The organism is Streptomyces sp. NBC_00252, assembly GCF_036187565.1.
Lineage (GTDB): Bacteria > Actinomycetota > Actinomycetes > Streptomycetales > Streptomycetaceae > Streptomyces.
The window spans coordinates 6,647,499-6,660,841 of record NZ_CP108087.1; the positions used below are offsets into that span (position 1 = coordinate 6,647,499).

Sequence of the window (13,343 nt, forward strand, 5' to 3'; positions counted from 1 at the left end):
CTAGGCGTTGACCTTCTCCCGCACGGGCTGCTGACCCTGCGGCCTCTCGAACTGCTCGCGTTCCCGGGCCAGTTGGGCCGCGTCGTGCTTGAACGCCCACTCCATGCCCGGCTCGATCACGAAGTGGAACACCCGTCGTACGGGCGGGGTGCACAGCAGGGTGACGACGCCGGCCGCGAGGGCGGTCACCAGGGCGACGCCGTACGGCCGGTGCAGCCAGGCGTGGTCGAACAGGCCCGCGTAGCCGGCGCCCTTGATGACGAAGCCGTGCAGCAGGTAGCCGTAGAGGGTGCCCGCGCCGAGTGCCGTGAACCAGGTCTTCCGGCTCGGCACCCAGGAGTAGAACCCGGCCGTCAGCAGCAGCGAGCAGCCGAACATCGCGAGCATCATCACCGGCCCCACCCACCAGGGCGCGGCGAACTCCTGCGCGGAGTCGTGGTGGTAGAACCAGCTCGCGTTCATCCGCGGCACCGCCCAGTAGCCGAACACCACCGCACTCGCGAACAGCGGCACCGCCAGGACCCGCATCGCGCGCCGCCGCACCCACTGGAAGTGCTCGGGCCTCAGGACCAGGCCGAGCACGAAGTACGGCAGGAACTGCGCCGTCCGCTGCAGGTCGAAGTCGTCGGTCAGCTCCGGGGTGCAGGAGGCGAGCATGGCGATGCCGAGAGCGACCGCCAGCGGGTGCCGGACCAGTTTCCAGATCGGGGTGGTCAGCCGCCAGATGAACAACGAGCAGAGGAACCAGGTGAGATACAGCGGATCGAGCAGGGTGATCTTCTGATGCGGGTCGTCGTTGGCGTAGCGGCTGAAGAGCGAGTACGCGATCTCGAAGAGGATGTACGGCACCGCGACGCCGGTGAGGAGACGCTTCAGGCGGGCCGGCCGCATGTCGAAACTGCGGGAGAAATAGCCGGAGATGACGATGAACGCCGGCATGTGGAACGTGTACACGACCATGTACAGCCCCTGGAGCACTCTGCTGTCGCCCTTGAGGGGCTCCCAGGAGTGTCCGATGGCGACCAGCAGGATCGCCAGGTACTTCGCGTTGTCGAAGAACGCGTCGCGCGGTTTGGTCTGTTCGTTCTGTTTGCTCTGTTCGTTCTGGCCCGGGGGCGTGTCAGCGTGGAACATCTGAGGCACCCTAGCGTTGCCCGTGGAAATCGGTGAAACCATCGGGCTCGCGTCCGGAATCTCATCAATATGTCACGATTCATCCCGATCAAAAGGCGCAAAAGGGTACGCGGAAAAGGTCTGTTCGTGTGCGTGTGCCAATTGTTCGAACGACCTGCGAACGCGTCTCTTCCGAACCTTTGCTACCAACGATGCGTCACCCGCCGCATACGTAGGCCGCGTTGGTGGCACGATGGACCTGGCGGGGGTGCGCGGGGTCGCGTCCCCGGGCCGGGAGCGGACCGACCGAGGGTGTGATCAGTTGTGGCCATTTCACTGTCTGTGGTGCTGCTGTTGGCGATCATCCTGGTGGTGTTGATCCGAGGGGGATCGATCAAGGCGGGCCCAGCCATAGTCGCCATCCTCTTCGGCTTCTTCCTCGCCTCGACCGGCATGGCACCGTCCATCAACCGGTTCCTGAACTCGATAGCGGAGACGATCAACTCGATCAGCTTCTGAGTCGTGACCAGGTGGCGCACCAGACGACAGGACTCCGGGAACGACTCAGGGCCAGGCCGGGGAATTCATCCTCCGACCTGGCCCTGAGCTGCCTGGAGCGGGCGACGGGAATCGAACCCGCGTAGCTAGTTTGGAAGACTAGTGCTCTACCATTGAGCTACGCCCGCACGCGACGCGCCGCAGGTCAGACGACCGCGGCACAGAGAGCATCGTAGCGGGTCGGGTGCCCTCCGCGCACACCGCCATCCTCAGGCCCCGTCCGGCGCCCCGGTGCTCGGTAAATGCGGCGGCTCCACCGCCTGCGGGCATGTACCCTACGTGTCGCACCAGACGGGGTGTGGCGCAGCTTGGTAGCGCGTCCGCTTTGGGAGCGGAAGGCCGTGGGTTCAAATCCCGCCACCCCGACCATGTACCGGACCTCCGGACCGGTATCACACCAGTACCTCGCGAGATCGCCTTTTGGGGCGTCCTGCCGCTGCGGCTACTATGCAAGCTGCGCGCCCGTGTGTCTCTCACACTCTGAAGTCCTCCGGGCGACCAGAAACCGCCGGACCTGTCTGGGTCCGCAAACCAAGAAGTCAGCCCCCAAGGAGACCGAACCGTGAAGAGCGCCGTGGAGACCCTGAACCCGACCCGGGTTCGGCTCAGCATCGAGGTGCCCTTCGAGGAGCTCAAGGACAGCCTCGACGCGGCGTACAAGAAGATCAACCAGCAGGTCACGGTGAAGGGCTTCCGGAAGGGCAAGATCCCGGCGCGCGTCATCGACCAGCGGTTCGGCCGCGGTGCGGTCCTGGAGGAGGCGGTCAACGACGCGCTTCCGAAGTTCTACACCGAGGCGGTCAACGAGGCCGAGCTCAACGTCCTGGGCCAGCCCGAGGTCGACATCACGGACCTGAAGGACGGCGAGACGCTGAACTTCACCGCCGAGGTCGACATCCGCCCGGCCATCGAGATCCCGGACTACTCCGGCATCGAGGTCGAGGTCGACGCCGTCGAGGTCAGCGAAGAGGACATCGACACCTCCGTCGAGCAGCTCCGCGAGCGCTTCGCCTCGACCTCCCCGGTCGAGCGCGCCGCCGCCGAGGGTGACGTCCTCACCCTCGACCTGGAGGCCAAGGTCGACGGCGAGGTCCTCGAGGACGGCGTCGCCGAGGGCGTCTCCTACACCATCGGTTCCGGCGAGCTGCTCGACGGCATCGACGAGGCCGTGACGGGCCTGGAGGCCGGTGGCGAGGCCACCTTCGCCTCCGAGCTCAAGGGCGGCTCCGCGGCCGGCCAGGAGGCCCAGGTCACCGTCAAGGTCACCCAGGTCGCCGCCCGCGAACTGCCCGCGCTGGACGACGAGTTCGCTCAGCTCGCCTCGGAGTTCGACACCCTGGAGGAGCTGCGCGCCGACAGCCGCAAGCGCCTCGAGAACATGAAGCAGTACGACCAGGCCACGCAGGCCCAGGAGCGCGTCCTGGAGAAGCTGCTGGAGCTCGTCGAGGTGCCCGTCCCCGAGAAGCTGCTCGAGGACGAGATCAACACCCGCAAGCACAACCTGGAGCACCACCAGCTCGGTCAGATGGGCCTCGACCTCGAGAAGTACCTCGAGATCCAGGGCAAGACGGCCGAGGAGTTCGACGCCGAGACCAAGGAAGCCGCGGTCAAGGGCATCAAGACGCAGTTCGTCCTGGACGAGCTCGTCAACAAGGAGAAGCTGAACGTCAACCAGGAGGAGCTCACCGAGCACCTCATGCGGCGCGCCGCCTCCTCCGGCATGTCCCCCGACCAGTTCGCCCAGGCGGTCGTCGAGGGCGGTCAGGTTCCGCTCCTGGTCGGCGAGGTCGCCCGCGGCAAGGCCCTGGCCGTCGTCGTCGAGGCCGCCACGGTGAAGGACACCAACGGCGAGATCGTGGACCTGGACGACGAAGAGGAGGCCGCCGAGGCCGCCGAGTCGACCGAGGCCACGGAGACCGCTTCCGACGAGGAGTCGGCCCAGGCGTAACCAGCCGTAGAACAGGCCGTAGAGCAAAGGGCCCCGGGGACATCGCGCCCCGGGGCCCTTGCCCTTACCCGGGGTCTCACCAGCGCCGTACATGCGCTGACAGCGAACAGTTCCCTTTGCGGGATTCCCCGGAGGGACCCGCGCGTTAGGGTCCATGAATACGAGGGCAGGGGAGTCTCCGTTGCCCTCGGCAGTACACGTGAGACGGCCCGGCGCCGTCGTAAAGACGAGCAGGTGGATACGTGACGAATCTGATGCCTACAGCCGCCGGCGAGCCCTCCATCGGTGGCCTCGGCGACCAGGTCTACAACCGACTGCTCGGCGAGCGGATCATCTTCCTCGGCCAGGCGGTCGACGACGACATCGCGAACAAGATCACCGCACAGCTCCTGCTCCTTGCCGCTGACCCCGACAAGGACATCTACCTCTACATCAACAGCCCCGGCGGCTCGATCACGGCCGGCATGGCGATCTACGACACCATGCAGTTCATCAAGAACGACGTGGTGACCATCGCCATGGGCCTCGCCGCCTCCATGGGCCAGTTCCTTCTCAGCGCGGGTACCCCGGGCAAGCGCTTCGCGCTGCCGAACGCCGAGATCCTGATCCACCAGCCCTCCGCCGGCCTGGCCGGTTCGGCCTCCGACATCAAGATCCACGCGGAGCGGCTGCTGCACACCAAGAAGCGCATGGCCGAGCTCACGTCCCAGCACACGGGCCAGAGCATCGAGCAGATCACCCGCGACTCCGACCGCGACCGCTGGTTCGACGCGCTCGAGGCCAAGGAGTACGGCCTCATCGACGACGTGATCCCCACGGCCGCCGGTATGCCGGGCGGCGGCGGTACCGGGGCCTGAGGCCCCAGGACAGCCCCCAGCCGACCGCACAGCCCCTAGGAGAGAGACAGTGAACGACTTCCCCGGCACCGGCCTGTACGACCGCGCACGCGCCGAATACACGGCCCCCGCCGCCGAGTCCCGTTATGTGATCCCGCGCTTCGTGGAGCGCACCTCGCAGGGCGTCCGCGAGTACGACCCGTACGCGAAGCTCTTCGAGGAGCGCGTGATCTTCCTCGGCGTCCAGATCGACGACGCGTCGGCCAACGACGTCATGGCGCAGCTGCTGTGCCTGGAGTCGATGGACCCCGACCGCGACATCTCCATCTACATCAACAGCCCCGGTGGCTCCTTCACCGCGCTGACCGCGATCTACGACACGATGCAGTTCGTGAAGCCGGACGTCCAGACGGTCTGCATGGGCCAGGCCGCGTCCGCCGCCGCCGTCCTGCTGGCCGCCGGTACGCCGGGCAAGCGCATGGCGCTGCCGAACGCGCGCGTGCTGATCCACCAGCCGTACAGCGAGACGGGCCGGGGCCAGGTCTCCGACCTCGAGATCGCGGCCAACGAGATCCTCCGCATGCGTGCCCAGCTGGAGGACATGCTGGCCAAGCACTCGACCACGCCGATCGACAAGATCCGCGAGGACATCGAGCGCGACAAGATCCTCACGGCCGAGGACGCCCTGTCGTACGGCCTGATCGACCAGATCATCTCCACCCGGAAGATGAACAACGCCGACGTCCGCTGACCCGGACCTGTATCGTCCACCACCCCTCGGCACGGTCCACGTGGAAGTGAACCGTGCCAAGGGGGGCCCGAACGGGGGGCCCGGCAAGGTACCGTCGGACATAAGGCAGCACCAGGAGTCGCTGGACCTAGGCGTCTCCCAGGCGAAGGGGAAGCACACCGTGGCACGCATCGGTGACGGCGGCGATCTGCTCAAGTGCTCGTTCTGCGGCAAGAGCCAGAAGCAGGTCAAGAAGCTCATCGCAGGGCCCGGTGTGTACATCTGCGACGAGTGCATCGACCTCTGCAACGAGATCATCGAGGAAGAACTCGCGGAGACGAGCGAGGTCCGCTGGGAGGAACTCCCCAAGCCCCGCGAGATCTACGAGTTCCTCGAGGGGTACGTCGTCGGCCAGGAGTCGGCGAAGAAGGCGCTCTCGGTCGCGGTGTACAACCACTACAAGCGCGTTCAGGCCGGTGAGAACGGCGGCGGCCAAAGCCGCGAGGACGCCATCGAGTTGGCGAAGTCCAACATCCTCCTGCTCGGCCCCACGGGCTCGGGCAAGACGCTCCTCGCCCAGACCCTGGCCCGCATGCTGAACGTGCCGTTCGCGATCGCCGACGCGACCGCGCTCACGGAGGCGGGCTACGTCGGCGAGGACGTCGAGAACATCCTGCTGAAGCTCATCCAGGCCGCCGACTACGACGTCAAGAAGGCCGAGACGGGCATCATCTACATCGACGAGATCGACAAGGTCGCCCGCAAGAGCGAGAACCCGTCGATCACGCGCGATGTGAGCGGAGAAGGCGTCCAGCAGGCCCTGTTGAAGATCCTGGAGGGCACCACGGCCTCCGTCCCGCCGCAGGGCGGCCGGAAACACCCGCACCAGGAGTTCATCCAGATCGACACGACGAACGTCCTGTTCATCGTGGGCGGTGCCTTCGCGGGCCTGGAGAAGCTCATCGAGTCCAGGGCCGGCGCCAAGGGCATCGGCTTCGGGGCGACCATCCGCTCGAAGCGGGAGCTGCAGTCGAAGGACCAGTTCGAGGACGTCATGCCCGAGGACCTGGTCAAGTTCGGCATGATCCCCGAGTTCATCGGGCGGCTCCCCGTCATCACCTCGGTCCACAACCTGGACCGCGAGGCCCTGCTCCAGATCCTCATCGAGCCGCGCAACGCACTCGTCAAGCAGTACGAGCGCCTCTTCGAACTCGACGGCGTGGAGCTGGACTTCGAGCGCGAGGCGCTCGAGGCCATCGCCGACCAGGCCATCCTCCGCCAGACCGGCGCCCGCGGACTGCGCGCCATCATGGAGGAAGTCCTCCAGGGCGTCATGTACGAGGTCCCGTCCCGCAAGGACGTGGCCCGGGTCGTCATCACGGCGGACGTGGTCCTGTCGAACGTCAACCCGACCCTGATCCCGCGCGACGCACGCGGCCGGGGCCCGGGGGAGCAGAAGACGGCGTAACAGCCGCACTCCGTACGACAACGAAGGGCGCCCGGTCAATCAACCGACCGGGCGCCCTTCGTGGTTGAAGCCTCCGGGGCTAGAGCTTGACCCGGACTTCCTTGCGCAGCTTGGTCGTCATGGAGACGGCGGTGTCCTTGGACACGTCGGCGGTGTTGTCGCCGGGGGAGACCATCGCGATGGTGCTGTAGTCGGCCCAGGCGCAGAACCAGTCGGTCTGCGTCTTCTTGGTCACCTGGTTGGTGCCCTTGGCCGCCTGGCACTTCATGACCGCGCCGTCGACGTCGACCGACTCGGGGTCCCCGACCAGCTTGCTGCCGCCCGACGAACTGCTGGAGGAGCCGCTCTGGTTGACGTCCTTCTGGATGTCCGCGAAGAACGCGTCCAGGGCCTTCTGCGGATCGGCGATCTTGCCGTAGGCGCCGATGACCGAGATGCCCTTGGCCGTGAGCAGCTCGGACGCGCTGGGAGCGGTGGACGGGTCGTTCGGGTCGTAGCCGCTGAGGTCGGCCGTGGAGTAGGCGCCGAAGACGGCGGTGCCGTTCTTGACGCCGCTCTTCTCCAGGTCCTTCACGGTCGAGGAGCCGCTGTCGCTGGTGTCGCCGTCCTTGGTGGCCCGGTTGTAGTCGCCGAGCACCTTCGCCGGGGTCGTCAGCTTGTGGGGACCGTCGTCCGCGAGACCGGAGGACCCGGCGTTCCCGACGACGAAGTACACGCCCACACCGATGGCGACCAGGACCGCCACCCCGCCGATGATGAGCCCGGTCTTCTTCTTCCCGCCGGGCGCCGGGGCCTGCGGAGCACCGTACGGGGCCTGCCCGTAAGGGGGTTGGCCGTAGGGCTGCTGGCCATACGGCTGCTGCGGCTGGCCGTAGGGGCCCTGCTGCGGGACGCCCTGCGGGGGCTGGGGCTGCTGCGGGTAGCCGTAGCCGGGCTGGGCGGGGGGAGCCTGCTGGGGGTAGCCGTAGCCGGGCTGAGGCGTGCCCTGCGGTGCCTGCTGGGGAGGCTGGCCGTAAGGGCCCGGCTGACCGTACGGTCCGGGCTGCTGGGGCTGCCCGTCGTACGGGCCCGGCTGGTTGTAGCTCATTTCTGGGTTCCCCTCCAGATGCTTATGTGTTCCCGACATCCTGACCCAGGCACAGGAAGCACACGGCATCGGGGGCCGCACCGTTACAGAACAAACGCGTTTCGGGACACCCCCGCGACACCCCTAAACTGGGCCCGTGACCGAGAACGCTCAGCAGCAGCCACCAGCGCCCGACTCCGAACTGCCGACCCAGTACGCGCCGGCCGATGTAGAGGGGCCGCTGTACGAGCGCTGGGTGGAGCGGGGTTACTTCGAGGCGGACGCGAAGAGCGAGAAGCCGCCGTACACGATCGTCATCCCGCCGCCGAACGTCACGGGCTCGCTCCACCTGGGGCACGCCTTCGAGCACACGCTCATCGACGCCCTCACGCGCCGCAAGCGCATGCAGGGGTACGAGACGCTGTGGCAGCCCGGCATGGACCACGCCGGCATCGCCACGCAGAACGTCGTCGAGCGCGAGCTGGGCAAGGAGGGCAAGTCCCGGCACGACCTGGGCCGTGAGGCCTTCGTCGAGCGCGTCTGGCAGTGGAAGGGCGAGTCCGGCGGCCAGATCTCCGGCCAGATGCGCCGCCTCGGCGACGGTGTCGCGTGGTCGCGCGAGCGCTTCACGATGGACGAGGGTCTCTCCCAGTCCGTCCAGACCATCTTCAAGCGGCTCTACGACGACGAGTTGATCTACCGCGCCGAGCGCATCATCAACTGGTGCCCGCGCTGTCTCACCGCGATCTCGGACATCGAGGTCGAGTACCAGGACGACGACGGCGAGCTCGTCTCCATGAAGTACGGCGACGGGGACGAGACCATCGTCGTCGCCACCACGCGCGCCGAGACCATGCTCGGTGACACGGCCGTCGCCGTTCACCCGTCGGACGAGCGCTACAAGCACCTCGTCGGCAAGCTCATCAGGCTCCCGCTGACCGACCGTTCCATCCCGGTCGTCGCGGACGAGCACGTCGACCCCGAGTTCGGCACGGGTGCCGTCAAGGTCACCCCGGCCCACGACCCGAACGACTTCGAGATCGGCCAGCGGCACGACCTCCCGGCCATCACGGTCATGGACGAGCACGCCGTCATCACCGTCCCCGGCCCCTTCCAGGGCCAGGACCGCCTCGAAGCCCGCTCGGCGATCGTCGCCGCGCTGCGCGCCGAGGGCCGGATCGTCGCCGAGAAGCGGCCGTACGTCCACTCCGTCGGCCACTGCTCGCGCTGCAAGACGACCATCGAGCCGCGGCTGTCCATGCAGTGGTGGGTCAAGGTCGCCCCGCTCGCGAAGGCGGCCGGCGACGCGGTCCGTGACGGCCGGGTCAAGATCCACCCGCAGGAGATGGAGAAGCGCTACTTCGACTGGGTCGACAACCTCCACGACTGGTGCATCTCACGGCAGTTGTGGTGGGGCCACCGCATCCCGGTCTGGTACGGCCCGAACGGCGAGGTCGTCTGCGTCGGCCCCGACGACGAGGCCCCCACGGGCGAGGGCTGGCACCAGGACACCGACGTCCTCGACACCTGGTTCTCCTCCGGCCTGTGGCCGTTCTCCACGCTCGGCTGGCCCGAACAGACCGATTCGCTCGCGAAGTTCTACCCGAACTCCGTCCTGGTCACCGGCTACGACATCCTCTTCTTCTGGGTCGCCCGGATGATGATGTTCGGCCTCTACGCGATGGACGGCACCCCGCCGTTCCACACCATCGCCCTGCACGGCATGGTCCGCGACCAGTTCGGCAAGAAGATGTCCAAGTCCTTCGGGAACGCGGTCAATCCGCTCGACTGGATGGACAAGTACGGCTCCGACGCGCTCCGTTTCACCCTCGCGCGCGGTGCCAACCCGGGCGTCGACGTCCCGATCGGCGAGGACTGGGTCCAGGGCTCCCGCAACTTCGCCAACAAGCTCTGGAACGCGACCCGTTTCGCCCTCATGAACGGCGCGACGGTCGAGGGCGACCTGCCCGAGGCGTCGGAGATGTCGGCGACGGACCGCTGGATCCTGTCCCGCCTGAACTCCACGGTCGCCGAAGTCGACGCGCTCTACGAGGACTACCAGTTCGCGAAGCTCTCCGACGCGCTGTTCCACTTCGCGTGGGACGAGGTCTTCGACTGGTACGTCGAGCTGTCCAAGACGACGTTCATGGCGGGCGGCGAGCCGGCCAAGGTCTCCGGCCGTGTCCTGGGCGAAGTCCTCGACGTCACCCTCAAGCTCCTGCACCCGATCGTCCCGTTCGTCACGGAGACGCTCTGGACGACGCTGACGGGCGGCGAGTCGATCGTCATCGCGGACTGGCCGACCGACTCCGGCTTCCGGGACCGGGCCGCCGAGAAGGAGATCGGGACCCTCCAGCAGGTCATCACCGAGGTCCGCCGTTTCCGCAACGACCAGGGCCTCCAGCCCGGTCAGCGCGTCCCGGCCCGCCTCACGCTGGACGGCACGGCACTGGCGCCCCACGAGGCCGCCATCCGCCAGCTCCTCCGCCTCCAGCCGGAGGGCGACACCTTCACCGCCACGGCCACCCTCCCGGTCGGCGGCGCCACGGTCGCCCTCGACCTCTCCGGCACGATCGACATCGCGGCGGAGCGCAAGCGCCTCGCGAAGGACCTCGCCGCCGCCGAGAAGGAGAAGGCCCAGGCAACGGCCAAGCTCGGCAACGAGGCGTTCCTGGCCAAGGCCCCGGACAACGTGGTCGACAAGATCCGCGGCCGCCTCGCCAAGGCCGACGAGGACATCGCCCGCATCAAGAACCAGCTGGACGGCTTGCCGGAGGCGTAAGGGTTCGTAGACAGGTGAGGAGCCCCGGTGCGTATCCAGCACCGGGGCTCCTCACCTGCCTCAGGGCGCCGGGGGCTTTTCAGCACCGGGCGCCTTCCCGTACCTAAGGGGCGCGAGGAACTGCGCGACCAGCCCCCACCGGGCCCGCAGCCGAAAGCCCCCCACCCCCCCCACCCGGCCCGCAGACGAAAGACAGCTCCAACCTCCGTAGACTGTCCCGTGTGACTGACAGCGACCCGTTCGACGAGATCATCGAGGCCGAGACAGACCGCGACCCCGACCTCGCGGTCATCGAGGCCGGCAGCCGCACCCTCCGAGCCCAGGGCACCGGCGCCCCCCAGGCAGACGTCCCCGGCCGCCCCGAGGACCCCGCCCTGGACAAGGCCCTCCGTGACGTGGAGGCCGAGCTGGCCACCCGCTGGGGCGAGACCAAGCTGGAACCCTCCGTCAGCCGCATCGCCGCCCTGATGGACGTCCTGGGGGACCCCCAGCGCTCGTACCCCTCGATCCACATCACGGGCACGAACGGCAAGACCTCCACGGCCCGCATGATCGAGGCCCTCCTCGGCGCCTTCGAGCTGCGCACCGGCCGCTACACCTCACCCCACGTCCAGTCGATCACCGAGCGGATCAGCCTCGACGGCGCCCCGATCTCCGCCGAGCGCTTCATCGAGACGTACGAGGACATCAAGCCGTACGTCGAGATGGTGGACGCCCAGCAGGAGTTCCGGCTGTCGTTCTTCGAGGTGCTGACCGGCATGGCGTACGCCGCGTTCGCGGACGCGCCCGTCGACGTCGCCGTCGTAGAGGTCGGCATGGGCGGCACCTGGGACGCCACCAACGTCATCGACGCCGCCGTGGCCGTGGTGACCCCCATCGATCTCGACCACACCGACCGCCTCGGCGAGACGACCGGTGAGATCGCCACGGAGAAGTCCGGCATCGTCAAGCAGGACGCGACCGTGATCCTGGCGCAGCAGCCGGTGGACGCGGCGCAGGTGCTGCTGAAGAAGGCCGTCGAGGTGGACGCGACCGTGGCCCGGGAGGGTCTCGAGTTCGGGGTCGTGTCCCGGCAGGTCGCCGTCGGCGGGCAGTTGATCAACCTGCGCGGGCTCGGCGGGGAGTACGAGGAGATCTTCCTCCCCCTGCACGGCCCGTACCAGGCGCACAACGCGGCCGTGGCGCTCGCCGCCGTGGAGGCGTTCTTCGGGGTGGGGGCGCAGCGGCCCGATCCGCTCGCGATCGACACCGTGCGGAAGGCGTTCGCGTCGGTGACCTCGCCGGGGCGGCTGGAGGTCGTGCGGCGGTCGCCGACCGTCGTGCTGGACGCGGCGCACAACCCGGCGGGCGCCCGTGCGACCGCCGAGGCGGTGGCGGAGGCGTTCGACTTCAGCCGGCTGATCGGGGTCGTCGGGGCCAGCGGCGACAAGAACGTCCGGGGTCTCCTCGAGGCGTTCGAGCCGATGTTCGCCGAGGTCGTCGTCACACAGAACTCCAGTCACCGTGCGATGGACGTGGACGAGCTGGCCGGGATCGCCGTCGAGGTGTTCGGCGACGAGCGCGTGCAGGTCGAGCCGCGGCTGCCGGACGCGCTGGAGGCCGCGATCACGCTGGCCGAGGAGGACGGCGAGTTCTCGGGCGGCGGTGTGCTCGTCACCGGTTCCGTCATCACCGTCGGTGAAGCCCGACTGCTCCTGGGGAGGGGCTGACTTTCCGTGCGTACGCTCTGTTCTTCCACGCTGATCGGCGAGTTCTTCGTGATCGGCTTCGCCGGTCTCGTCGCCATGAAGGACCCGGACCTGACCACCGCCACGGTGTGGACGGTCTGCGGGATCGCGATGTTCCTGTCGGTCGCGCTGTGCGCCATGGTGACCCGGCCGGGCGGCATCGCGCTCGGCTGGGCGCTGCAGATCGCGCTGATCGCGTCCGGCTTCGTCGTGCCGTCCATGTTCTTCCTCGGGGCGATCTTCGCGGCCCTGTGGTGGGCCTCGGTGCACTACGGCCGGAAGATCGACGAGGCGAAGGCGCGGTTCGCGGCGCAGGCCGCGCAGGCCGACTCCCCTACACCTGACGCTGCGTAATGGGCGCGGGGACACGCCCTGTAGCCTCGGGCCTGTCGTGAGACGTCCCGCACCATCATGATCCGAAGGAGTCCCGTCGTGACCCAGCGCACCCTCGTCCTGCTCAAGCCCGACGCCGTACGTCGTGGCCTGACCGGCGAGATCATCAGCCGCATCGAGCGCAAGGCCGGCTGGCAGATCACCGCGCTGGAGCTGCGCACCCTGGACCAGGACACCCTGGAGCAGCACTACGGCGAGCACAAGGGCAAGCCCTTCTACGAGCCGCTGATGGAGTTCATGGCCTCCGGCCCGGTGCTCGCGCTGATCGTCGAGGGCGACCGGGTCATCGAGGGCGTCCGTCAGCTGGCCGGTCCGACCGACCCGATCGCCGCCGCGCCGGGGTCGATCCGCGGCGACTTCGGTGTCATCGTCCGGGAGAACCTGATCCACGCGTCGGACTCGGAGGAGTCCGCCGAACGCGAGGTGAAGATCTTCTTCCCCGGGCGCGGCTGATTCTCCATCAGTAACCCACATGCCTGACCAGGGGCGGCCGTGAATTTCCGGCCGTCCTGCGGCATATGCGTGCCGATCGGGGGAACGCGTGCCCCCGTTGGACCGTCTCCACAAGCGAGGCGGCGCCTCACATGCTGACAATGGCGAAGACCCTCGCGCAGTGTTCGTGCAGGCGCGTCTACGATGGAAGCCTTCACGTCACAGCACCCACTTCGCCGACCTGAAAAGCCCTCAAAAGCTCCCAGGAAGGCCAGACGAATCCTGATGGG

General features: G+C 67.9%; 11 protein-coding genes and 2 tRNA genes. 10 read left to right on the plus strand and 3 right to left on the minus strand.

Annotation, left to right across the window (positions count from 1 at the left end; all coding sequences use genetic code 11):
• Positions 1 to 1,134: an acyltransferase family protein gene (locus OHT77_RS29440; protein WP_328831436.1), complete on the minus strand. Its 1,134-nt coding sequence runs from the start codon at positions 1,132 to 1,134 to the stop codon at positions 1 to 3.
• A gap of 303 nt (positions 1,135 to 1,437) precedes the next feature.
• On the opposite strand from OHT77_RS29440, the gene OHT77_RS29445 reads away from it, so the two are divergent.
• Positions 1,438 to 1,632: a hypothetical protein gene (locus OHT77_RS29445; protein WP_026178055.1), complete on the plus strand. Its 195-nt coding sequence runs from the start codon at positions 1,438 to 1,440 to the stop codon at positions 1,630 to 1,632.
• A 93-nt stretch (positions 1,633 to 1,725) separates the two neighbouring features.
• On the opposite strand, the gene OHT77_RS29450 is transcribed toward OHT77_RS29445, so the two are convergent.
• Positions 1,726 to 1,799: transfer RNA gene (locus tag OHT77_RS29450), tRNA-Gly, on the minus strand.
• Positions 1,800 to 1,963: 164 nt separating this feature from the next.
• On the opposite strand from OHT77_RS29450, the gene OHT77_RS29455 reads away from it, so the two are divergent.
• The 5 genes from OHT77_RS29455 (at position 1,964) to clpX (ending at position 6,653) form a co-directional block, all read left to right on the plus strand.
• Positions 1,964 to 2,040 (plus strand) — tRNA-Pro (locus tag OHT77_RS29455).
• A 193-nt stretch (positions 2,041 to 2,233) separates the two neighbouring features.
• Positions 2,234 to 3,619, plus strand: a complete 1,386-nt coding sequence (gene tig, locus OHT77_RS29460; RefSeq protein ID WP_328831437.1) for a trigger factor — start codon at positions 2,234 to 2,236, stop codon at positions 3,617 to 3,619.
• A 254-nt stretch (positions 3,620 to 3,873) separates the two neighbouring features.
• Positions 3,874 to 4,476: an ATP-dependent Clp protease proteolytic subunit gene (locus tag OHT77_RS29465; protein WP_033285987.1), complete on the plus strand. Its 603-nt coding sequence runs from the start codon at positions 3,874 to 3,876 to the stop codon at positions 4,474 to 4,476.
• A 49-nt stretch (positions 4,477 to 4,525) separates the two neighbouring features.
• Positions 4,526 to 5,206 (plus strand): ATP-dependent Clp protease proteolytic subunit, encoded by a 681-nt coding sequence (locus OHT77_RS29470; RefSeq protein ID WP_328831439.1) that lies wholly within the window; start codon positions 4,526 to 4,528, stop codon positions 5,204 to 5,206.
• A 160-nt stretch (positions 5,207 to 5,366) separates the two neighbouring features.
• Positions 5,367 to 6,653, plus strand: a complete 1,287-nt coding sequence (gene clpX, locus OHT77_RS29475; protein ID WP_266768669.1) for an ATP-dependent Clp protease ATP-binding subunit ClpX — start codon at positions 5,367 to 5,369, stop codon at positions 6,651 to 6,653.
• 79 nt (positions 6,654 to 6,732) lie between these two features.
• On the opposite strand, the gene OHT77_RS29480 is transcribed toward clpX, so the two are convergent.
• Complete coding sequence (locus OHT77_RS29480; protein ID WP_328831440.1) at positions 6,733 to 7,740, minus strand: hypothetical protein; 1,008 nt, start codon at positions 7,738 to 7,740, stop codon at positions 6,733 to 6,735.
• A 136-nt stretch (positions 7,741 to 7,876) separates the two neighbouring features.
• Between OHT77_RS29480 and OHT77_RS29485 the strand changes: the two genes are divergently transcribed.
• The 4 genes from OHT77_RS29485 to ndk all read left to right on the plus strand — a co-directional run bounded on the left by OHT77_RS29485 (position 7,877) and on the right by ndk (position 13,074).
• Complete coding sequence (locus OHT77_RS29485; RefSeq protein WP_328831441.1) at positions 7,877 to 10,501, plus strand: valine--tRNA ligase; 2,625 nt, start codon at positions 7,877 to 7,879, stop codon at positions 10,499 to 10,501.
• A gap of 221 nt (positions 10,502 to 10,722) precedes the next feature.
• Positions 10,723 to 12,210 carry a bifunctional tetrahydrofolate synthase/dihydrofolate synthase gene (gene folC / locus OHT77_RS29490; RefSeq protein ID WP_328831442.1) on the plus strand — a complete coding sequence of 496 codons (1,488 nt, stop codon included), beginning with the start codon at positions 10,723 to 10,725 and terminating at the stop codon, positions 12,208 to 12,210.
• Positions 12,211 to 12,216: 6 nt separating this feature from the next.
• The gene (locus OHT77_RS29495) at positions 12,217 to 12,582 is read left to right on the plus strand and encodes a DUF4233 domain-containing protein (protein ID WP_266768663.1); all 366 of its coding nucleotides are present in this window, start codon (positions 12,217 to 12,219) and stop codon (positions 12,580 to 12,582) included.
• 78 nt (positions 12,583 to 12,660) lie between these two features.
• A complete protein-coding gene (gene ndk, locus OHT77_RS29500) occupies positions 12,661 to 13,074 on the plus strand; it encodes a nucleoside-diphosphate kinase (protein WP_033285892.1) in 414 nt (137 codons plus the stop codon).
• The last annotated feature ends 269 nt before the right edge of the window (positions 13,075 to 13,343 follow it).